The following is a 19,626-nucleotide window of genomic DNA, read 5'->3' on the forward strand; positions in this document are numbered from 1 at the left end:
TTTCATGAAAACATGAAAAATATATCATTGAATTATTTTTTTGTTTGGGAATTAATAGTTTGATTAATCTTGGAATAGTTCTTAGATTTTACCTCACATGCAAGAAAATACAATCTTTTTCTAAGATAGAGCAAGACTAAGATACTAGCTTAGAAATCCACCTTCCCGCTATCCTTCTCCTATAAAAAGTGGTAAAATGGATGAAAGAAAGAAGGAACTGAAATGACAACATTATTTTCAAAAATCAAAGAAGTAACAGAACTTGCTGCTATCTCAGGTCATGAAGCACCTGTTCGTGCTTATCTTCGTGAAAAGTTAACACCGCACGTGGATGAAGTGGTGACAGATGGCTTGGGTGGTATTTTCGGGATTAAACATTCAGAAGCTGCGGATGCGCCACGCGTCTTGGTCGCTTCTCATATGGATGAAGTTGGTTTTATGGTTAGTGAGATTAAGCCAGATGGTACCTTCCGTGTCGTAGAAATCGGTGGCTGGAACCCCATGGTAGTCAGCAGCCAACGTTTCAAACTCTTGACTCGTGATGGTCGTGAAATTCCTGTGATTTCGGGTTCTGTCCCTCCACACTTGACTCGTGGTAAGGGTGGTCCAACTATGCCTGCTATTGTAGATATCGTCTTTGATGGCGGTTTTGCGGACAAGGCTGAGGCAGAAAGCTTTGGCATCCGTCCTGGCGACACCATCGTACCAGATAGTTCTGCAATCTTGACAGCCAATGAGAAAAATATCATCTCAAAAGCTTGGGACAACCGCTACGGTGTTCTGATGGTGAGCGAGTTGGCGGAAGCTCTGTCAGGTCAAAAACTCGGAAATGAACTCTATCTGGGTTCTAACGTCCAAGAAGAAGTTGGTCTCCGCGGTGCTCATACATCTACAACCAAGTTTGACCCAGAAGTCTTCCTCGCAGTTGACTGTTCACCAGCAGGTGATGTCTACGGTGGTCAAGGCAAGATTGGAGATGGAACCTTGATTCGTTTCTACGATCCAGGTCACTTGCTTCTCCCAGGAATGAAAGATTTCCTTTTGACAACGGCTGAAGAAGCTGGAATCAAGTACCAATACTACTGTGGTAAAGGCGGCACAGACGCTGGCGCAGCTCATTTGAAAAATGGTGGTGTCCCATCAACAACAATCGGTGTTTGCGCTCGTTATATCCATTCTCACCAAACCCTCTACGCTATGGATGACTTCCTAGAAGCTCAAGCTTTCTTGCAAGCCTTGGTGAAAAAATTGGATCGTTCAACAGTTGATTTGATTAAAAATTATTAAACCATAAGGGAGGTGGTAGGGATGGTAGAACCAAACCTAGAAAGCCTTATAAAAGATCTTTACAATCATGCTCGACATGATTTGAGTGAAGATTTAGTTGCTGCTCTCCTAGAGACTGCTAAAAAACTGCCTACTACAAATGAGCAATTGCTGGCAGTCCGTCTCGCAGGCCTGGTCAATCGTGAATTGCTCAAGAATCCTAGACATCCGGCACCTGAGTTGCTCAACTTGGCTCGCTTTATCAAAAGAGAAGAAGCCAAGTACAGGGGAACCGCAGCTTCTGCCCTTATGTATGGGGAACTCTTTAAAATGCTTTGATTCCATTGTGAATCAAAGCATTTTTCTATATGGTAGAAAAGCAATTCTTGGTTAGGAAAAGAAAAAAGCCATCCAATTTAGGATAGCTTCTTGGTTCTTATACTCAATGAAAATCAAAGAGCAAACTAGGAAACTAGCCGCAGGCTGTACTTGAGTACGGCAAGGCGACGTTGACGTGGTTTGAATTTGATTTTCGAAGAGCATTAGATTTGTTCAGCGATGACCTTTTCAGCCAGATTCATAGCATGGTCTGATACACGAGTGTAGTGGGAAACAATATCGATAAAGTTGACCCCAGCTTGTGTTGAACACTCGCCCTTGTTGAGGCGTTTGATGTGAGTCTTTCTGAGAACACGTTCCATATTGTTGATTTCTTTATGGCGTTCAATCAGACTTTGAGCTTTTTCAATATTATTGTTTTCCACGCTGTCAAGGGCATCCTTGATAAAGCCAGTGGTTTTTTGATAGATATCAGCTAGTTCTTCCAAAGCAGCTTCAGAGAACTCAACATTTTTACGTTGAAGGTAGTCAGTCAGATTGATTAGGGCTTCTGCGTGGTCCCCAATCCGTTCCAAATCACGGGATGAATCCAGGATGTTGGTCAGAACTTCACTTTCTTTCTGGCTAAGGGCTTCACTTGAAAGAGTAATCAGGTAACGAGTCAATTTTTCATCAATGGTGTTGATGGCTTCTTCCGTCTTGTGGCCTTTTTCAGCAACCTTTTCATTAAGGTCAATGATGTAGTTGTATGAAAGGTCAAAGGCTTTAGAAGCATAATTTCCCAAGTGAAGGAGTTCTTTTTTGGCATTTCCGAGAGCGATTGATGGAGCTTGTTTAATCAAATGCTCATCAAGATAAAGTGGTTCGTACTTGACAACTTCATCTTCACCAGGGATGAGCTTAGTTACAAAGTAGGCCAAGGCTCCGATGAATGGAAATTGTACAATGGTGTTACTTACGTTAAAGGCACCGTGCGAGAAGGCGATGGTCATCTCAGGTGAGAGGTGAAGGAGTGCTTGGAAGTACTCAATCATAGATGTAAATGGACCTAATAAGATTAAGCAAAGAATAGTCCCTAAAACGTTAAAGGTAACGTGGGTGGCAGCAACGCGTTTCGCAGAGACATTGGCTCCAGCTGCCGCGATGATAACTGTTAGGGTTGTCCCGATATTATCACCGAAGAGAACTGGTAGCGAACCTTTAAGGTCAAGGAATCCACCTGCATAGAGACCTTGCAAAATCCCGATTGTCGCAGAAGAAGCTTGGATGAGGACGGTAATCACTGCACCGGCAAAAACTCCCAACACAGGATTTTGTCCCAAGGTTACCATGTATTCCTTGAATTGTGGTAAATCTTTAAGAGGACTCATACCGGCACTGATGAGGTTGAGGGCGTAGAAGATTCCTCCTACACCAAACAGGATGCGTCCGATATTGTTTGCTGTTCTGTTTTTTGTAAAGAAGAGGAACATGGTTCCAAGGAAAATCAAAGGTAAAGCATACTCACCAAGCTTGAAACCGATGATAAAGGAAGTGACGGTAGTTCCGATGTTGGCTCCCATGATAATTCCGATAGCCTGTCTAAGAGTGAGAAGGCTAGCGCTGACAAGTCCAACCGTGATGACTGTAACCCCTGTACTTGACTGAATCAGGGCAGTCACGACAATTCCGACTAGAACACCTAAAAAGGGATTGCTGGTGTACTTGTCAATGTAAAAACGAAGGCGATCTCCAGCAGCTTGTTGCAAACCGTCTCCCATGGTCTTGATACTATATAAGAATAGTCCCAGACCACCTAAAAAGTGAAATAAAATTTCCTGCCAATTAATGGACATTTCTTTTTCCTCCGAAAAATAATAACGGAATTTCTCCTATTCTATTTTAAAGGATAAAAGTAAATCTAACAAGTGTTAAGCTAAGATTTTAGAAAGAAAATTTGGCATTTTTTAAAATTCCTCCAAACAGTTGTTTTAGTGCAATCTAGCAGATTCATGATTTTCTTATAACTCTTTTCTTTTGAGCGGAAATAAATAATCTGTAGACGTTTGTGATATTTGGTGTACGATGAATCTCTTAGGAGTTTTTCAATTTTTTGTATTTCTTCGTTTGTAAGTTTCATAACTACTATTATAAGATGTTTTTTTGATTTTAGTCTAGTATTAATGGTATCTTTCTTGCTTTAGAAAAAGTTATGAAAGACTTTGAATTCATTAATTATAATAAAACTTTATCACAAGATTTATTGACGATTAATAATGTAAATTATATAATCTATCTAGGACACTATTTAAATATAATAACATTTTTATGATTTTATTTACGAATCACAGAGATTTTTTCTTTTAAAATAGAACATGACATAGGAGAATGCATATTATGGCAAATTATATTATGTTACATCAAAATAGAATTGAAGTAAAAATTGATGATACTAGTGTATACTGTGATAATTTTAAAGGGAATCAAGATCCATATGTTTGGAGCGAAAGATTTTTGAATACATTTTGTAAAACCAATCAAATCAAAGCATCTCAACTTAAAAAGGGAGATACGTTATTTTGGTTTACCAGACAAGGAACTCCATCAGATGATAAGTGGTTTGTTGACTTAGTATTTATTGTAGACGAGATAATTTATTGGGAAAAGAGCGATAAACCACAAAAAGTAGGTGATTACCCTTTTGAACACTATAATGATGTTAAGCTTTCAACAATAAAATATGATGATTTTTCTTATGTAGATCATTATCAGTGGGCTGGAATTGATCATCCTAAAAAAAGTAGTAGACCAAAGAGACGATATACTATAGTTGCTTCCAAGGAGAGTTATCAAGCACAAACTAAACATAAAGAATTAATTGAAATAAAAGATAAATATATCCTTGATATGTTTGAGCATTCACCACGCGGTGGGAGTGGGTTCAGGTGTAAAGAAATTAACGATAAAGAAGTAAAATATATTGAGAGTTATATACTTGAAAACAAGAAGATAGAATTGAAAGGATCTGATCTTTTTAAATTAAGGAGAGATAGTAAGAAATGGGAGAATAAGGAATATTGTAATGTTGTATTTAAGAAAATTTGAACGAAACGACTCTTTAAAAGTTCAAGAAAGTAGTCTGAAAATGAATTAGATGCTAGTTTTTTGTATGGATAAAACAATGTTTTTAAAACTAGTTATTAAATTTGATTTAATGAATTATACAATCCTAAATGGGATTATAGTTTTTACCTTGTTCTACTATTTTAAGGAAAGGAAATAGAGTTTGCTAAGATAAAGTCTACAGGTAGATGAGTCAATTTTTACAGTGGTAAAAGAACAAGAAAAGTTTAGGGTTTTTCTATCTCTTTTGCTGATTTTGTGATATAATTAACACGTATAAAAAAAGAAGGAGTCATATCTAATGGCAAAATTGACTGTTAAAGACGTTGAATTGAAAGGGAAAAAAGTTCTCGTTCGTGTTGACTTCAACGTACCTGTAAAAGATGGCGTGATTACCAACGACAACCGTATCACTGCAGCTCTTCCAACTATCAAGTACATCCTTGAACAAGGTGGACGTGCTATCCTCTTCTCTCACCTTGGTCGTGTAAAAGAAGAAGCAGACAAAGCTGGTAAATCACTTGCTCCTGTAGCTGCTGACTTGGCTGCTAAGTTGGGACAAGAAGTTAAATTTATCCCAGGTGTCACTCGTGGTGCTGAATTGGAAGCAGCTATCAACGCTCTTGAAGATGGACAAGTTCTCTTGGTTGAAAACACTCGTTACGAAGATGTTGACGGCAAGAAAGAATCTAAAAACGATCCTGAACTTGGTAAATACTGGGCATCACTTGGAGATGGTATCTTCGTAAACGATGCATTCGGTACAGCTCACCGTGCACATGCATCTAACGTTGGTATCTCAGCAAACGTTGAAAAAGCAGTTGCTGGTTTCCTTCTTGAAAACGAAATTGCCTACATCCAAGAAGCAGTTGAAACTCCAGAACGTCCATTCGTGGCTATCCTTGGTGGTTCAAAAGTTTCAGACAAGATTGGTGTTATCGAAAACTTGCTTGAAAAAGCTGATAAAGTTCTTATCGGTGGTGGTATGACTTACACATTCTACAAAGCACAAGGTATCGAAATCGGTAACTCACTTGTAGAAGAAGACAAATTGGATGTTGCTAAAGCTCTTCTTGAAAAAGCAAATGGTAAATTGATCTTGCCAGTTGACTCAAAAGAAGCTAACGCATTTGCTGGCTACACTGAAGTACGTGACACTGAAGGTGAAGCAGTTTCTGAAGGCTTCCTTGGTCTTGACATCGGTCCAAAATCTATCGCTAAATTTGACGAAGCTTTGACTGGTGCCAAAACAGTTGTATGGAACGGACCTATGGGTGTGTTTGAAAACCCAGACTTCCAAGCTGGAACAATCGGTGTGATGGACGCTATCGTGAAACAACCAGGCGTTAAATCAATCATCGGTGGTGGTGACTCAGCTGCCGCAGCGATTAACCTTGGCCGTGCAGATAAATTCTCATGGATCTCTACTGGTGGTGGAGCATCAATGGAACTTCTTGAAGGTAAAGTTCTTCCAGGACTTGCAGCCTTGACAGAAAAATAAGATTTTATAAACAAGTCAAAGAAGAGAGGGATGAAAGTTCCTCTTTTCTTTTGATTAAAATAAAAACGTTTCCTCTCAACTATTGCTCATAAAATTCCCCAAATTATGATAAAATGGAAATAGAAAGTTGAGATTATGAGTTATTTTAAAAAATATAAATTCGATAAATCCCAGTTCAAACTTGGTATGCGAACCTTTAAAACAGGTATTGCTGTTTTTCTAGTTCTCTTGATTTTTGGCTTTTTTGGTTGGAAAGGTCTTCAAATTGGTGCTTTGACAGCCGTTTTTAGCCTGAGGGAGAGTTTTGATAAGAGTGTCCATTTTGGGACTTCGCGTATTCTAGGAAATAGTATCGGTGGCCTCTATGCCTTGGTTTTCTTCCTAATAAATAGTTTTTTCCACGAAGCCTTTTGGGTAACCTTAGTTGTTGTTCCGATTTGTACCATGTTAACCATTATGACAAATGTAGCCATGAATAACAAAGCAGGGGTTATTGGTGGTGTAGCAGCTATGTTAATTATTACCCTATCGATTCCGAGCGGCGAAACAATTTTGTACGTGTTTGCACGTGTATCAGAAACTTTCATGGGAGTTTTTGTCGCAATTCTCGTAAATTACGATATTGATCGTATTCGGCTCTTTTTAGAGAAAAAAGAAAAATAATGTTACATTTTATAACATTATCAATTGACGTTTGTCTTTTTTTAGACTATAATAGACAGAAAGAAGGAAATTGTAAATGAAGGAAAAAGAATTTCGCCGAAATATGGCTGTTTTTCCTATCGGCAGTGTTATGAAGTTGACCGATTTATCGGCGCGTCAGATTCGTTATTATGAAGATCAAGAGTTGATTAAGCCTGATCGAAACGAAGGGAACCGTCGCATGTATTCCTTGAATGACATGGATCGTCTGCTTGAAATCAAAGATTATATCTCTGAAGGTTATAATATCGCTGCCATTAAGAAAAAATATGCTGAACGTGAAGCGAAATCCAAGAAAGCGGTGAGTCAGACTGAGGTGCGTCGTGCACTTCACAATGAACTCCTCCAACAGGGTCGCTTTGCTTCAGTACGGTCACCTTTTGGTCGCGGTTAGGCAACCGCAAGTAGTCATACATTAAGGAGAAAACTCATGCCAATCACAGCTGCAGATATTCGTCGTGAAGTCAAGGAAAAAAATGTTACCTTTATCCGTCTCATGTTCTCAGATATTTTGGGAACCATGAAAAACGTCGAAATTCCTGCTACAGATGAACAGTTAGATAAAGTCTTGTCAAATAAGGCTATGTTTGATGGATCTTCTATTGAAGGTTTTGTACGTATCAATGAGTCGGATATGTACTTGTACCCTGACTTGGATACATGGACAGTCTTCCCTTGGGGAGATGAAAATGGAAGTGTTGCAGGTTTGATCTGTGATGTCTATACAACAGAAGGTGAACCATTTGCAGGAGATCCTCGTGGCAATTTGAAACGTGCTCTTCGTCACATGGAAGAAGTGGGATTCAAATCCTTCAACCTTGGACCAGAGCCAGAATTCTTCCTATTTAAGCTCGATGAAAATGGGGATCCAACGCTTGAAGTAAATGACAAGGGTGGCTACTTTGATTTGGCGCCTACTGACCTTGCGGACAATACACGTCGTGAGATTGTGAATGTCTTGACCAAAATGGGATTTGAAGTAGAAGCGAGTCACCATGAGGTTGCGGTTGGACAGCATGAAATTGACTTTAAGTATGATGAAGTTCTCCGTGCTTGTGATAAGATTCAAATCTTCAAACTTGTTGTTAAAACCATTGCTCGCAAACATGGTCTTTATGCAACCTTTATGGCAAAACCAAAATTTGGTATTGCCGGATCAGGTATGCACTGTAATATGTCCTTGTTTGATGCAGAAGGAAACAATGCTTTCTTTGATCCAAATGATCCAAAAGGAATGCAGTTGTCAGAAACGGCCTACCATTTCCTTGGCGGTTTGATTAAGCATGCCTACAACTATACTGCCATCATGAACCCAACGGTTAACTCATACAAACGTTTGGTTCCAGGTTATGAAGCGCCTGTTTACATTGCTTGGGCTGGTCGTAACCGTTCGCCACTTGTGCGCGTGCCTGCTTCACGTGGTATGGGAACTCGTCTTGAGTTGCGTTCAGTGGATCCAATGGCTAACCCATACATCGCTATGGCTGTTCTTTTGGAGGTTGGTTTGCATGGTATTGAAAATAAAATCGAAGCACCAGCTCCTATCGAAGAAAATATCTACATCATGACAGCAGAAGAGCGTAAGGAAGCTGGTATTACAGACCTTCCATCAACTCTTCACAACGCTTTGAAAGCTTTGACAGAAGATGAAGTTGTCAGAGTGGCTCTTGGAGAACATATCTATACTAGTTTCCTTGAAGCCAAACGAATCGAATGGGCAAGTTATGCAACCTTCGTTTCACAATGGGAAATTGATAATTATTTAGACCTTTACTAATACTAATATAGAAGGAAGATTGTCCGTGAGGATAATCTTTTTTTCTTGTATTTTATATCGAGGTGTGATATATTTTATATAACGAAGTGCGATATATCGAACTGGATAGGAGGTAGCTATAAATGGAATTAACGGATAAGATTCGTCGAGTTTATCTTCCGATGACGGAAACGGGCTTTTATATCTTGTTCTGTCTGCAAAAGGAAGGTCATGGGTACAGTATTACGCAAAAGGTCAAGGAGATGACAGATTTGCAAGTTTCGATTAGTCCTGGAACTATGTATGGAACCTTGTCAAAAATGGAAAAGGATGGTTTGATTTCCTTTGTCCGAGAAGAGGAGAAGCGTAAAATCTATCAGATTACAGACTTGGGAAGAAAAGTCTTAGATATTGAATTGAAACGTATTGAACGGCTCTATAGAAACAGTCTGGAGGAAAGATGATGGAAAAGAAGGTTGTTTATAGAATTGCTACCATTGCGGATTATGATAGAGAGGCTTTATATCTTAGAAAAATGCATGCTGAGGGCTGGAAACTCAAGGAAGTGACCTACTCTAACTTAGTAGTTGCGGTTAAGTATACTTTTGAAAAGTGCCAACCGGAGCAGGTGTCTTATCAGTTGGACTTTTATCCTATGAAAAAATCAGAGAGAGCCTCCTATTTACAATTATTTAAAGACTGTGGATGGGGGCATATTACAGACTTTAATGGTTTTTCCTACTTTAGAAAGCTTCATTCTGGAATTGAGTCGGATGCCGAGTTTGAAATTTATAATGACGCGGCTGGGAAGTTAGCTATGGTGAAACGGATTTTAACGAGGCGGATGCTTCCTATTTTGCTTCTCTTTTTAGCTCTACTACCGGTTTTCACAAAGTTTGTCACTGGAGGTAGTTCTTTCAGTTGGGAAATGTTTTTGATTGTTATAATAGATGGTGTTTTATTGATAGTCCATGCGATTCAGATTTCTTATATTTTTTGGAGATTGTTTCAAAAGTGGAAAGAATTATCTGATAAATAACGCCAGGCATGTTTTCTAATTTTGGGGTAAGGCAATGAATAGCAGAGTAGAATTTCGGATTTTCACCATTGTTGATTTGGACAAGGAAGAAGGATATTTACATGAGATGCATTTGAAAGGTTGGAAGTATAGAACTAGTCGTTTTGGTTTGTTCTATTTTGACCAATGTCAACCAGACGATGTTATCTACTGTATCTATGATTCTAGGTTTCTTAAAAAGCATAAGCATGAACTGCAAGATTTTAGAGATAGAGGTTGGGAATTGATAGGAGCAGGTTCTTGTTCGATTCTTCGTAAATCGGCTTCTGATATACTTTCAGAGGATCAAGTCTATATGAGTAAGAGACTCAGATGGGAAGTTGTACGATATAGACTTCGTTCCTGTACAGCTACTTTCTTAGGTGGTCTTGTTGTTTGTATGAGTTTGTTTCGAGAAGAATTGTCGCAATCTTTCTTTGTCATTTTTGCTCTATATGCTTTTATGATTTCTTATCTAATCCATGGTTTTTTCAGACTTAAAAGGAAATACCGAGTAGATGGAAGGTGAGTTTCTCGGTCTGTAGACTGATTTTTAGCACTCTTGATAAAAGAGTGCTAATTTTTTGAGTTTTTATCTTGACATTCTCTTTTAAGGGTGTATAATAGAATCATAAGTTAGCACTTAAGTGTATCGAGTGCTAATTGATCAGACAGAGAGGAGTGATGAGATGGTTACAGAGCGTCAGCAGGATATTCTAAATCTCATTATTGACATCTTTACCAAAACGCACGAACCTGTCGGATCCAAAGCTTTGCAAGAGTCTATTAACTCTAGCAGTGCAACCATTCGTAATGACATGGCGGCTCTAGAAAAGCAAGGTTTGCTTGAGAAGGCTCATACTTCAAGTGGTCGGATGCCAAGTGTTGCTGGTTTTCAGTACTATGTAAAACACTCACTGGATTTTGACAGACTGGCTGAAAATGAGGTATATGAGATTGTCAAAGCCTTTGATCAGGAATTCTTCAAATTGGAGGATATTCTGCAAGAGGCTGCTAATCTACTGACAGACTTGAGTGGCTGTACGGTAGTAGCACTGGATGTTGAGCCGAGCAGACAACGTTTGACAGCCTTTGATATCGTTGTTTTGGGGCAACATACAGCCTTGGCGGTATTTACCCTAGACGAGTCTCGAACGGTTACCAGTCAGTTTCTGATTCCAAGAAACTTCTTGCAGGAGGATTTGCTGAAGCTGAAGAGCATCATTCAGGAACGTTTCCTCGGCCACACCGTTCTAGATATTCACTACAAGATTCGGACGGAGATTCCGCAGATTATCCAGCGTTACTTTACAACAACGGACAATGTTATCGATCTCTTTGAACATATCTTTAAGGAAATGTTCAACGAAAACATTGTGGTGGCGGGCAAGGTTAATCTCTTGAATTTTGCCAATCTGGCAGCTTATCAGTTCTTTGACCAACCGCAAAAGGTGGCCTTGGAGATTCGTGAGGGACTGCGTGAAGATCAGATGCAAAATGTCCGTGTTGCAGACAGTCAAGAGTCCTGTCTAGCTGACCTAGCTGTGATTAGTAGTAAGTTTCTCATTCCTTATCGGGGAGTTGGAATTCTGGCAATTATCGGTCCGGTTAATCTGGATTACCAACAGCTAATCAACCAAGTCAATGTAGTCAATCGTGTTTTGACCATGAAGTTGACAGATTTTTACCGCTACCTCAGCAGTAATCATTACGAAGTACATTAAGATTGAAATCATTAAAGGAGGCGAAAATGGCCCAAGATATAAAAAATGAAGAAGTAGAAGAAGTCCAAGAAGAGGAAGTTGTGGAAACGGTAGAAGAAACAACTCCTGAGAAGTCTGAGTTGGACTTGGCAAATGAACGTGCAGATGAGTTCGAAAACAAATACCTTCGCGCTCATGCGGAAATGCAAAATATCCAACGCCGTGCCAATGAAGAGCGTCAAAACTTGCAACGTTATCGTAGCCAGGACTTGGCAAAAGCAATTTTACCATCGCTTGACAACCTTGAGCGTGCACTTGCAGTTGAAGGTTTGACAGAGGACGTCAAAAAAGGATTGGAGATGGTGCAAGAAAGCTTGATTCACGCTTTGAAAGAAGAAGGAATCGAAGAAATCGCAGCTGATGGCGAATTTGACCATAACTACCATATGGCCATCCAAACTCTCCCAGCAGACGATGAACACCCAGCAGATACCATCGCCCAAGTCTTCCAAAAAGGCTACAAACTCCATGACCGCATCCTACGCCCAGCAATGGTAGTGGTGTATAACTAGGCAATTCTGACGGTAGCTAAAGCAACTCGTCAGAAAACGGCAATCGCTATGGCGTTTGCCTAGCCTCCTTACTAACTCGTCGTCGAAATAATATCGATTTCGACTCCTCGTGTCGTAACATAAATACATTGAAAACTTGTCCGAAACGACACTAAACTATGAAGAAAGATAAAATATATTTGGCTTTGCAATAGTGAGCGAAGCGAACCAAAGACGATACTCTTTGCCGTGGCGCTATTTGCGCAAACTTTGAGACCTTAGGCTCAAAGTTTAGTCAAAGAGATTGACGAAGTCAAGCTCTGACGGCGCCGCCACTTAAGAAGAGTATCAAAAAGAAAATAGAATATAAAATTTAAGGAGAAAAACACATGTCTAAAATTATCGGTATTGACTTAGGTACAACAAACTCAGCAGTTGCAGTTCTTGAAGGAACTGAAAGCAAAATCATCGCAAACCCAGAAGGAAACCGCACAACTCCATCTGTAGTCTCATTCAAAAACGGCGAAATCATCGTTGGTGATGCTGCAAAACGCCAAGCAGTTACAAACCCAGATACAGTTATCTCTATCAAGTCTAAAATGGGAACTTCTGAAAAAGTTTCTGCTAACGGAAAAGAATACACTCCACAAGAAATCTCAGCTATGATTCTTCAATACTTGAAAGGTTATGCTGAAGACTACCTTGGTGAAAAAGTAACCAAAGCAGTTATCACAGTTCCGGCTTACTTCAACGATGCTCAACGTCAAGCAACAAAAGACGCTGGTAAAATCGCTGGTCTTGAAGTAGAACGTATCGTCAACGAACCAACAGCAGCAGCCCTTGCTTACGGTTTGGACAAGACTGATAAAGAAGAAAAAATCTTGGTATTTGACCTTGGTGGTGGTACATTCGACGTTTCTATCCTTGAATTGGGTGACGGTGTCTTCGACGTATTGTCAACTGCAGGGGACAACAAACTTGGTGGTGACGACTTTGACCAAAAAATCATTGACCACTTGGTAGCAGAATTCAAGAAAGAAAACGGTATTGACTTGTCTACTGACAAGATGGCAATGCAACGTTTGAAAGATGCAGCTGAAAAAGCTAAGAAAGACCTTTCTGGTGTAACTTCAACACAAATCAGCTTGCCATTTATCACTGCAGGTGAGGCTGGACCTCTTCACTTGGAAATGACTTTGACTCGTGCGAAATTTGACGATTTGACTCGTGACCTTGTAGAACGTACAAAAGTGCCAGTTCGTCAAGCCCTTTCAGATGCAGGTTTGAGCTTGTCAGAAATCGACGAAGTTATCCTTGTTGGTGGTTCAACTCGTATCCCAGCCGTTGTAGAAGCTGTTAAGGCTGAAACTGGTAAAGAACCAAACAAATCAGTCAACCCTGACGAAGTAGTTGCTATGGGTGCTGCGATCCAAGGTGGTGTGATTACTGGTGATGTTAAAGACGTTGTCCTTCTTGACGTAACACCATTGTCACTTGGTATCGAAACAATGGGTGGAGTCTTTACAAAACTCATCGATCGTAACACAACAATTCCAACATCTAAATCACAAGTCTTCTCAACTGCGGCAGACAACCAACCAGCCGTTGATATCCACGTTCTTCAAGGTGAACGCCCAATGGCAGCAGATAACAAGACTCTTGGACGTTTCCAATTGACAGACATCCCAGCTGCACCTCGTGGAATTCCTCAAATCGAAGTAACATTTGATATCGACAAGAACGGTATCGTGTCTGTTAAGGCTAAAGACCTTGGAACTCAAAAAGAACAAACTATTGTGATCCAATCTAACTCAGGTTTGACAGACGAAGAAATCGACCGCATGATGAAAGATGCAGAAGCTAACGCTGAAGCAGATAAGAAACGTAAAGAAGAAGTAGACCTTCGTAACGAAGTAGACCAAGCCATCTTTGCGACTGAAAAGACAATCAAGGAAACTGAAGGCAAAGGCTTCGACGCAGAACGTGACGCTGCCCAAGCTGCCCTTGATGACCTTAAGAAAGCTCAAGAAGACAACAACTTGGACGAAATGAAAGCAAAACTTGAAGCATTGAACGAAAAAGCTCAAGGCCTTGCTGTTAAACTCTACGAACAAGCCGCCGCAGCTCAACAAGCTCAAGCAGGAGCAGAAGGTGCACAAGCAACAGGAAACGCAGGCGATGACGTCGTAGACGGAGAGTTTACTGAAAAGTAAGATGCAAAGCCCGTTAAAACCTCACAGTGAAAATAGGAAATCTGACGCAGAAACTTTAGTTTCTAGAAAGATTTGTCTTTTTCACCAAGAGGTTAGGGCGTGCTCGATTTAGCATTACTAGTTTGATTTTTAAAACTCGAACGTCGTAATGATAAGAAGAAATCCAGAGGTTGCAACCCAGCCTCTGTTTTTCGATAAAATAGAGGGTGTTGCGTATGAAAAAAGTACTTTGTGTCATTTATCCTAATTTTTCTCTTTATGAGATAGCCTCTTTAACAAGTACTTTAGCTCTGTCTTTTAATATCACGATTGATTATGTAGCTTCTGAGAATTTGATAGTGGTCTCTGAGGATGGTTTGTCCTGTCAACCGACGAAAACATTGGATCAGATCCGTATAGAAGATTATTCTTGTGTGATTTTGCCAGGAATGGTAAATATAGGTCCTGCTCTACAAGATGAGAAATTGATCTCGTTTTTGAGAAGTCTTAATGAGCAAGATATCCTAATTGCAGCCATTTCTTCAGCGCCCCTTTTATTGGCGAAAGCAGGCTTGTTGAACGACACGGAATTTACAGGTGGAATTTGGCAAAACTTCTTTGACTATTTTGAATTTCTTCCACGTGAGAATTTCCAACCGAAAGTTCTTGTCCAAGATAAACAAATCATTACGGCTATCGGTTTTGCACATCAAGAGTTTGCAAGAAAAGTGATTTTCGGTTTAGGGTTGTCAGAGAATACGGACAACTATTTTAAAGAACAGAACGAGTATGCTGAAGAGGATTTGATATTTACTCTATCAGATGAAGAGTTTAATCAAGTGAAGCAGAGTATAGAAAACAGCCTCTAAAGATTTACATGAAAATTATAGAAAGGAACAAGGGTGTTCAGGGAATTGAACACGGGTTCCCAAATTTCTTACTCAATATAACAGAAAGGAATTGAACCCGACCTAAATTCGCGGAAAAAAGATAAATCTGCCTAGGAGCATCGCTCCAGCGTCAGATTTCCTATTTTTCAGTCGAATTTTACGGTCTTGGTATCTTGTATGAACAATACTGAATTTTATGATCGTCTGGGGGTGTCAAAAAACGCTTCGGCAGACGAGATCAAAAAGGCTTATCGTAAGCTTTCGAAAAAATATCACCCAGATATCAATAAGGAGCCTGGTGCTGAGGAAAAATACAAGGAAGTTCAGGAAGCCTATGAGACTTTGAGTGACGACCAAAAACGGGCTGCCTATGACCAATATGGTGCGGCTGGTGCCAATGGTGGCTTTGGTGGTGCAGGTGGTTTCGGCGGCTTTGACGGGGCAGGAGGCTTCGGTGGTTTTGAAGATATCTTCTCAAGTTTCTTCGGCGGAGGCGGTGCCTCGCGCAATCCAAATGCTCCTCGTCAAGGAGATGATCTCCAGTATCGTGTGAATTTGACCTTTGAAGAAGCTATTTTTGGAGCTGAAAAAGAGGTTAAGTACAATCGTGAAGCAAGCTGTAGTACATGTAATGGCTCAGGTGCTAAACCAGGAACAAGTCCAGTCACTTGTGGACGCTGTCATGGCGCTGGTGTCATTAACGTCGATACACAAACTCCTCTTGGTATGATGCGTCGTCAAGTAACCTGTGATGTCTGTCACGGTCGTGGAAAAGAAATTAAAGATCCATGTACAACTTGTCACGGGACAGGCCATGAAAAACAAGCCCATAGTGTACATGTGAAAATTCCTGCTGGTGTGGAAACTGGTCAACAAATTCGCCTAGCAGGTCAGGGTGAAGCAGGCTTTAACGGTGGACCTTATGGTGACTTGTATGTAGTAGTTTCTGTGGAAGCCAGCGATAAGTTTGAACGTGAAGGAACGACTATCTTCTACAATCTCAACCTCAACTTTGTCCAAGCGGCTCTTGGTGATACAGTAGATATTCCAACTGTTCACGGTGATGTTGAATTGGTTATCCCAGAGGGAACTCAGACTGGTAAGAAATTCCGTTTACGTGGTAAGGGAGCTCCGAGCCTTCGTGGTGGTGCAGTTGGTGACCAATACGTTACCGTTAATGTCGTAACACCGACAGGCTTGAACGACCGCCAAAAAGCAGCCTTGAAAGAATTCGCAGCTGCTGGTGATTTAAAAGTCAATCCAAAGAAAAAAGGCTTCTTTGACCATATTAAAGATGCCTTTGAAGGAGAATAAAGCAAAAAGAGCCGTTGGGCTCTTTTGTTTATAGATTTTTTAAAACTTTCCTTAAGTAATGACGGATGGTAGCGACCTTCTTCGAAGTTCCATATCTAAACTTTGAACCTAGGTCTCAAAGTTTCCGAACACCTGAAACCAAACTGTTTCAGGTGTTTTCATTACGGCGGAAAACCTGGGAAAGTCTTCGATTTAGTTATGAAACGGTGAATAATACTCTTCAAAAATCTCTTCAAAACACGTCAGCGTCGGTTTGTCTACAACCTCAAAACCGTGTTTTGAGCTGACTTCGTCAGTTATATCCACAACCCCAAAACGGTGTTTTGAGCAGCCTGTGCCTAGCTTTCTAGTTTGCTCTTTGATTTTTATTGAGTATGAGTTGCCTAAATTATGAAGTATAGTTGATGGGATATGACTTGTTTACGTTTTTAAAAAGAGCCGTCGGGCTCTTTTTACTTATCTTCGATTTCCTGTGTTTCTTTAATCACAGCTAGTCTAGTCTGGATATCCTTTTCCAAGACCTTAAACTTGTAAGTCAGGTCTTCTTGATATTCCTTGATGAGTTCTTTTTGTTGGTCGATGATTTGCAGGCTGTTTTGGATAATATCCACATCGTCCTTGATAGCTTGAACGCGGTCAGTTGTATTCAAGACTTCATCTGTGATGGTTTGGCGATTTTTTGTGAGCAGATAACTTCCGGCTGCAGCTCCTGCAAATAGCAGTAGATTAGATAATTTCATGGCAACTCCTTAGGCGTTTTTGATAGTTTCAGCGACTTGAGCGAGTTTGTCAAAGTCTGGTTCGTGGGCGATAAAATCAATCTTGAGGTCATCGTCCGCACTGTAGCGAGGCACGAGGTGAACGTGGGTATGAAAGACTGTTTGACCAGCGATTTCTTCACAGTTGGCAATGATATTCATACCAGTAGCCTTGGTAGCTTTCATGACTTTTTGAGCCACTGTTGGTACTTGGGCAAAGAGTTGGCTTGCGCTAGTAGCGTCCATTTCCAAAAGATTGCGATAGTGCTTTTTGGGTACGACCAAGGTGTGTCCTGGTGTCACTTGAGAGATATCAAGAAAGGCAAGAACCTGCTCATCTTCATATACTTTTGAAGCAGGAATTTCCCCTGCGATGATTTTACAAAAAATGCAATCTGACATAAAATCTACCTCTACTGTATTGAATTTTGATATAATATAGCTACATTATACCAGATTTGGAGAAAATATGTTAGAAATTAAAAACCTGACAGGTGGCTATGTTCATGTCCCGGTCTTGAAAGATGTGTCCTTTACTGTTGAAAGTGGGCAGTTGGTCGGTTTGATTGGTCTCAATGGTGCTGGGAAATCGACGACTATTAATGAAATTATCGGTCTGTTGACACCTTATAGTGGCTCCATCAATATCAATGGCTTGACCCTGCAAGAAGATGCAACGAGCTACCGCAAGCAAATTGGCTACATTCCTGAGACACCTAGTCTGTATGAGGAATTGACCCTCAGAGAGCATATCGAAACGGTTGCCATGGCTTATGGTATTGAGCAGAAAGTGGCTTTTGATCGAGTAGAACCCTTGTTAAAAATGTTCCGTCTGGACCAGAAATTAGACTGGTTTCCTGTTCATTTTTCAAAAGGGATGAAGCAGAAGGTCATGATTATCTGTGCTTTTGTGGTGGATCCAAGTCTCTTTATCGTGGATGAGCCTTTCCTTGGTCTTGATCCGTTGGCTATTGCAGACTTGATTCAGCTTTTGGAAGTGGAAAAGCAAAAGGGCAAGTCCATTCTCATGAGTACCCACGTGCTGGATTCAGCGGAAAAGATGTGTGATGCTTTTGTCATTCTTCACAAGGGAGAGGTGCGTGCTAAGGGAAATCTCCTGCAACTGCGCGAAGCCTTTGATATGCCTGAGGCTAGTTTGAATGATATTTACTTGGCTCTGACCAAAGAGGAGGAGCTATGAAAGACTTGTTTTTAAAGAGAAAGCAGGCTTTTCGTAAGGAGTGTGTCGGTTATCTGCGCTATGTTCTCAATGACCACTTTGTCTTGTTCCTACTTGTCCTGTTGGGCTTTCTAGCCTACCAGTACAGTCAACTCTTGCAAGATTTTCCTGAAAATCATTGGCCTATCCTTTTGTTTGTAGGAATTACGTCTGTTTTACTTTTGCTTTGGGGTGGAATTGCCACCTATATGGAGGCTCCAGACAAGCTCTTTCTCTTGGTCGGAGAAGAGGAAATCAAGCTCCATCTCAAGCGTCAAACTGGCATTTCCCTAGTCTTTTGGCTCTTTGTCCAGACCCTTTTCTTGCTGTTATTTGCGCCTTTATTTTTAGCAATGGGCTATGGCTTGCCTGTCTTCCTAATCTATGTGCTTTTGTTTGGGTTAGGTAAATATTTCCTCTTTCGTCAAAAGGCCAGCAAGTTTTTTACTGAAACTGGACTAGACTGGGACTATGTTATTTCTCAAGAAAGCAAGCGTAAGCAAGTCTTGCTTCGTTTCTTTGCCCTCTTTACCCAGGTAAAGGGAATTTCAAACAGCGTCAAGCGTCGTGTCTATCTGGACTTTATCCTAAAGGTTGTTCAAAAGGTGCCTGGAAAGATTTGGCAAAATCTCTATCTGCGTTCTTATCTGCGAAATGGAGACCTCTTTGCCCTCAGTCTTCGTCTGCTCCTACTTTCCTTGCTGGCGCAGGTCTTTATCGAGCAAGCTTGGATTGCGACAGCAGTGGTAGTTCTCTTTAACTACCTCTTGCTCTTCCAGTTGCTGGCCCTCTATCATGCCTTTGACTACCAGTATTTGACCCAACTCTTTCCGCTGGACAAGGGGCAAAAGGAAAAAGGCTTGCAGGCGGTAGTCCGAGGATTGACCAGTTTGGTCTTAGTAGTGGAATTAGTTGTTGGGTTGATTACCTTCCAAGAAAAACTAGCCCTTCTAGCCTTACTGGGAGCTGGTTTGGTTTTACAAGTTTTGTATTTGCCTTATCAGGTAAAACGTCAGATGCAGGACTAACATTGCTTATATGAAACAAAAAAGAAGTTGAGTTTAATTGTACTGACCCCAAAAAGTTAGACAAATAATTTAAGTAAAGGATTTAGTTCTGTATTGCACAGGACTGAGTCCTTTTAATTTTACCTTAATGCGTTTATTGTTGTAGTAATCAATATAGTCTACAATAGCTTGCTCCAATTGATTAAGTGATTTAAACGTCTTCTCATAACCATAAAACATTTCGGATTTCAAAATACCAAAGAAGGATT

Annotated in this window: 21 protein-coding genes and 1 pseudogene; 17 read left to right on the plus strand and 5 right to left on the minus strand. The window is 40.4% G+C overall.

Annotated elements, in window-relative coordinates; translation table 11 throughout:
• Positions 1 to 222 precede the first annotated feature (222 nt).
• Together pepA and HMPREF9957_RS06185 are read left to right on the plus strand one after the other, a co-directional pair.
• Positions 223 to 1,287, plus strand: a complete 1,065-nt coding sequence (gene pepA / locus HMPREF9957_RS06180) for a glutamyl aminopeptidase (protein WP_000209174.1) — start codon at positions 223 to 225, stop codon at positions 1,285 to 1,287.
• A gap of 21 nt (positions 1,288 to 1,308) precedes the next feature.
• The gene (locus tag HMPREF9957_RS06185; RefSeq protein ID WP_000230142.1) at positions 1,309 to 1,605 is read left to right on the plus strand and encodes a bacteriocin immunity family protein; all 297 of its coding nucleotides are present in this window, start codon (positions 1,309 to 1,311) and stop codon (positions 1,603 to 1,605) included.
• 203 nt (positions 1,606 to 1,808) lie between these two features.
• Here the strand turns inward: HMPREF9957_RS06185 and HMPREF9957_RS06190 are convergent, their stop codons facing one another.
• Both HMPREF9957_RS06190 and HMPREF9957_RS13555 read right to left on the minus strand, forming a co-directional pair.
• On the minus strand, positions 1,809 to 3,440 hold the full coding sequence (locus HMPREF9957_RS06190) for a Na/Pi cotransporter family protein (protein WP_000026671.1): 1,632 nt from the start codon (positions 3,438 to 3,440) through the stop codon (positions 1,809 to 1,811).
• An 83-nt stretch (positions 3,441 to 3,523) separates the two neighbouring features.
• Positions 3,524 to 3,724 (minus strand): annotated as a pseudogene (locus HMPREF9957_RS13555) (IS630 family transposase); the annotation flags it as partial.
• A 257-nt stretch (positions 3,725 to 3,981) separates the two neighbouring features.
• Here HMPREF9957_RS13555 and HMPREF9957_RS06195 point away from each other — a divergent pair.
• From HMPREF9957_RS06195 to dnaJ, 13 genes are all read left to right on the plus strand, one after another.
• The gene (locus HMPREF9957_RS06195; protein WP_000035012.1) at positions 3,982 to 4,689 is read left to right on the plus strand and encodes a hypothetical protein; all 708 of its coding nucleotides are present in this window, start codon (positions 3,982 to 3,984) and stop codon (positions 4,687 to 4,689) included.
• A 319-nt stretch (positions 4,690 to 5,008) separates the two neighbouring features.
• Positions 5,009 to 6,208 (plus strand): phosphoglycerate kinase, encoded by a 1,200-nt coding sequence (locus HMPREF9957_RS06200; protein WP_001096780.1) that lies wholly within the window; start codon positions 5,009 to 5,011, stop codon positions 6,206 to 6,208.
• Between the two features lie 135 nt (positions 6,209 to 6,343).
• Entirely contained in the window at positions 6,344 to 6,871 is a 528-nt protein-coding gene (locus HMPREF9957_RS06205; RefSeq protein WP_000119914.1) for an FUSC family protein, read from the plus strand.
• A gap of 76 nt (positions 6,872 to 6,947) precedes the next feature.
• A complete protein-coding gene (gene glnR / locus HMPREF9957_RS06210; protein ID WP_000659548.1) occupies positions 6,948 to 7,304 on the plus strand; it encodes a transcriptional repressor GlnR in 357 nt (118 codons plus the stop codon).
• Between the two features lie 36 nt (positions 7,305 to 7,340).
• Positions 7,341 to 8,687 (plus strand): type I glutamate--ammonia ligase, encoded by a 1,347-nt coding sequence (glnA, locus tag HMPREF9957_RS06215; RefSeq protein WP_001122887.1) that lies wholly within the window; start codon positions 7,341 to 7,343, stop codon positions 8,685 to 8,687.
• A 122-nt stretch (positions 8,688 to 8,809) separates the two neighbouring features.
• Positions 8,810 to 9,130: a PadR family transcriptional regulator gene (locus HMPREF9957_RS06220; RefSeq protein ID WP_000423971.1), complete on the plus strand. Its 321-nt coding sequence runs from the start codon at positions 8,810 to 8,812 to the stop codon at positions 9,128 to 9,130.
• The gene (locus tag HMPREF9957_RS13765) at positions 9,130 to 9,705 is read left to right on the plus strand and encodes a DUF2812 domain-containing protein (RefSeq protein ID WP_004242305.1); all 576 of its coding nucleotides are present in this window, start codon (positions 9,130 to 9,132) and stop codon (positions 9,703 to 9,705) included. The genes HMPREF9957_RS06220 and HMPREF9957_RS13765 overlap by 1 nt, the downstream gene beginning before the upstream one ends.
• Before the next feature lie 34 nt (positions 9,706 to 9,739).
• Entirely contained in the window at positions 9,740 to 10,252 is a 513-nt protein-coding gene (locus tag HMPREF9957_RS06230; RefSeq protein ID WP_001088690.1) for a DUF2812 domain-containing protein, read from the plus strand.
• Between the two features lie 160 nt (positions 10,253 to 10,412).
• Positions 10,413 to 11,447, plus strand: coding sequence for a heat-inducible transcriptional repressor HrcA (hrcA, locus tag HMPREF9957_RS06235; RefSeq protein ID WP_000255759.1), 1,035 nt, complete (start codon positions 10,413 to 10,415; stop codon positions 11,445 to 11,447).
• Between the two features lie 26 nt (positions 11,448 to 11,473).
• Positions 11,474 to 11,998, plus strand: coding sequence for a nucleotide exchange factor GrpE (gene grpE / locus HMPREF9957_RS06240; RefSeq protein WP_000046042.1), 525 nt, complete (start codon positions 11,474 to 11,476; stop codon positions 11,996 to 11,998).
• A 368-nt stretch (positions 11,999 to 12,366) separates the two neighbouring features.
• Positions 12,367 to 14,190 (plus strand): molecular chaperone DnaK, encoded by a 1,824-nt coding sequence (gene dnaK / locus HMPREF9957_RS06245; protein WP_000034667.1) that lies wholly within the window; start codon positions 12,367 to 12,369, stop codon positions 14,188 to 14,190.
• A gap of 215 nt (positions 14,191 to 14,405) precedes the next feature.
• Positions 14,406 to 15,038 (plus strand): DJ-1/PfpI family protein, encoded by a 633-nt coding sequence (locus tag HMPREF9957_RS06250; RefSeq protein WP_000756353.1) that lies wholly within the window; start codon positions 14,406 to 14,408, stop codon positions 15,036 to 15,038.
• A 198-nt stretch (positions 15,039 to 15,236) separates the two neighbouring features.
• Positions 15,237 to 16,373, plus strand: coding sequence for a molecular chaperone DnaJ (dnaJ, locus tag HMPREF9957_RS06255; protein ID WP_001066308.1), 1,137 nt, complete (start codon positions 15,237 to 15,239; stop codon positions 16,371 to 16,373).
• Between the two features lie 452 nt (positions 16,374 to 16,825).
• Here the strand turns inward: dnaJ and HMPREF9957_RS06260 are convergent, their stop codons facing one another.
• A complete protein-coding gene (locus tag HMPREF9957_RS06260) occupies positions 16,826 to 17,113 on the minus strand; it encodes a hypothetical protein (RefSeq protein WP_000777749.1) in 288 nt (95 codons plus the stop codon).
• A 9-nt stretch (positions 17,114 to 17,122) separates the two neighbouring features.
• Entirely contained in the window at positions 17,123 to 17,533 is a 411-nt protein-coding gene (locus HMPREF9957_RS06265; RefSeq protein ID WP_001278327.1) for an HIT family protein, read from the minus strand.
• Between the two features lie 67 nt (positions 17,534 to 17,600).
• Here HMPREF9957_RS06265 and HMPREF9957_RS06270 point away from each other — a divergent pair, with 67 nt between their 5' ends.
• Together HMPREF9957_RS06270 and HMPREF9957_RS06275 are read left to right on the plus strand one after the other, a co-directional pair.
• Positions 17,601 to 18,332: an ABC transporter ATP-binding protein gene (locus HMPREF9957_RS06270; protein WP_000889954.1), complete on the plus strand. Its 732-nt coding sequence runs from the start codon at positions 17,601 to 17,603 to the stop codon at positions 18,330 to 18,332.
• Positions 18,329 to 19,378 carry an ABC transporter permease gene (locus tag HMPREF9957_RS06275; protein WP_000653794.1) on the plus strand — a complete coding sequence of 350 codons (1,050 nt, stop codon included), beginning with the start codon at positions 18,329 to 18,331 and terminating at the stop codon, positions 19,376 to 19,378. Before HMPREF9957_RS06270 ends, HMPREF9957_RS06275 begins: the two co-directional genes overlap by 4 nt.
• A 69-nt stretch (positions 19,379 to 19,447) precedes the next feature.
• Here the strand turns inward: HMPREF9957_RS06275 and HMPREF9957_RS12575 are convergent.
• On the minus strand, positions 19,448 to 19,626 hold a 179-nt coding region (locus HMPREF9957_RS12575; RefSeq protein WP_004242311.1), incomplete at its 5' end, for an IS3 family transposase.

The sequence above is a fragment of the Streptococcus mitis SK1080 genome, assembly GCF_000220085.1.
In the GTDB taxonomy this organism is placed as follows: Bacteria; Bacillota; Bacilli; order Lactobacillales; family Streptococcaceae; genus Streptococcus; species Streptococcus mitis_K.

What these genes read in the sequence shown, in the direction of transcription:
- HMPREF9957_RS06230 (WP_001088690.1), top strand. Translation starts at nt 9,740, where the DNA reads ATGAATAGCAGAGTAGAATTTCGGATTTTCACCATTGTTGATTTGGAC.
- HMPREF9957_RS06220 (WP_000423971.1), top strand. Translation starts at nt 8,810, where the DNA reads ATGGAATTAACGGATAAGATTCGTCGAGTTTATCTTCCGATGACGGAA.
- pepA (WP_000209174.1), top strand. Translation starts at nt 223, where the DNA reads ATGACAACATTATTTTCAAAAATCAAAGAAGTAACAGAACTTGCTGCT.
- HMPREF9957_RS06185 (WP_000230142.1), top strand. Translation starts at nt 1,309, where the DNA reads ATGGTAGAACCAAACCTAGAAAGCCTTATAAAAGATCTTTACAATCAT.
- HMPREF9957_RS06250 (WP_000756353.1), top strand. Translation starts at nt 14,406, where the DNA reads ATGAAAAAAGTACTTTGTGTCATTTATCCTAATTTTTCTCTTTATGAG.
- HMPREF9957_RS06260 (WP_000777749.1), bottom strand. Translation starts at nt 17,113, where the DNA reads ATGAAATTATCTAATCTACTGCTATTTGCAGGAGCTGCAGCCGGAAGT.
- HMPREF9957_RS06195 (WP_000035012.1), top strand. Translation starts at nt 3,982, where the DNA reads ATGGCAAATTATATTATGTTACATCAAAATAGAATTGAAGTAAAAATT.
- dnaJ (WP_001066308.1), top strand. Translation starts at nt 15,237, where the DNA reads ATGAACAATACTGAATTTTATGATCGTCTGGGGGTGTCAAAAAACGCT.
- hrcA (WP_000255759.1), top strand. Translation starts at nt 10,413, where the DNA reads ATGGTTACAGAGCGTCAGCAGGATATTCTAAATCTCATTATTGACATC.
- HMPREF9957_RS06270 (WP_000889954.1), top strand. Translation starts at nt 17,601, where the DNA reads ATGTTAGAAATTAAAAACCTGACAGGTGGCTATGTTCATGTCCCGGTC.
- dnaK (WP_000034667.1), top strand. Translation starts at nt 12,367, where the DNA reads ATGTCTAAAATTATCGGTATTGACTTAGGTACAACAAACTCAGCAGTT.
- glnR (WP_000659548.1), top strand. Translation starts at nt 6,948, where the DNA reads ATGAAGGAAAAAGAATTTCGCCGAAATATGGCTGTTTTTCCTATCGGC.
- HMPREF9957_RS06205 (WP_000119914.1), top strand. Translation starts at nt 6,344, where the DNA reads ATGAGTTATTTTAAAAAATATAAATTCGATAAATCCCAGTTCAAACTT.
- HMPREF9957_RS06265 (WP_001278327.1), bottom strand. Translation starts at nt 17,533, where the DNA reads ATGTCAGATTGCATTTTTTGTAAAATCATCGCAGGGGAAATTCCTGCT.
- HMPREF9957_RS06275 (WP_000653794.1), top strand. Translation starts at nt 18,329, where the DNA reads ATGAAAGACTTGTTTTTAAAGAGAAAGCAGGCTTTTCGTAAGGAGTGT.
- HMPREF9957_RS06200 (WP_001096780.1), top strand. Translation starts at nt 5,009, where the DNA reads ATGGCAAAATTGACTGTTAAAGACGTTGAATTGAAAGGGAAAAAAGTT.
- HMPREF9957_RS13765 (WP_004242305.1), top strand. Translation starts at nt 9,130, where the DNA reads ATGGAAAAGAAGGTTGTTTATAGAATTGCTACCATTGCGGATTATGAT.
- HMPREF9957_RS06190 (WP_000026671.1), bottom strand. Translation starts at nt 3,440, where the DNA reads ATGTCCATTAATTGGCAGGAAATTTTATTTCACTTTTTAGGTGGTCTG.
- grpE (WP_000046042.1), top strand. Translation starts at nt 11,474, where the DNA reads ATGGCCCAAGATATAAAAAATGAAGAAGTAGAAGAAGTCCAAGAAGAG.
- glnA (WP_001122887.1), top strand. Translation starts at nt 7,341, where the DNA reads ATGCCAATCACAGCTGCAGATATTCGTCGTGAAGTCAAGGAAAAAAAT.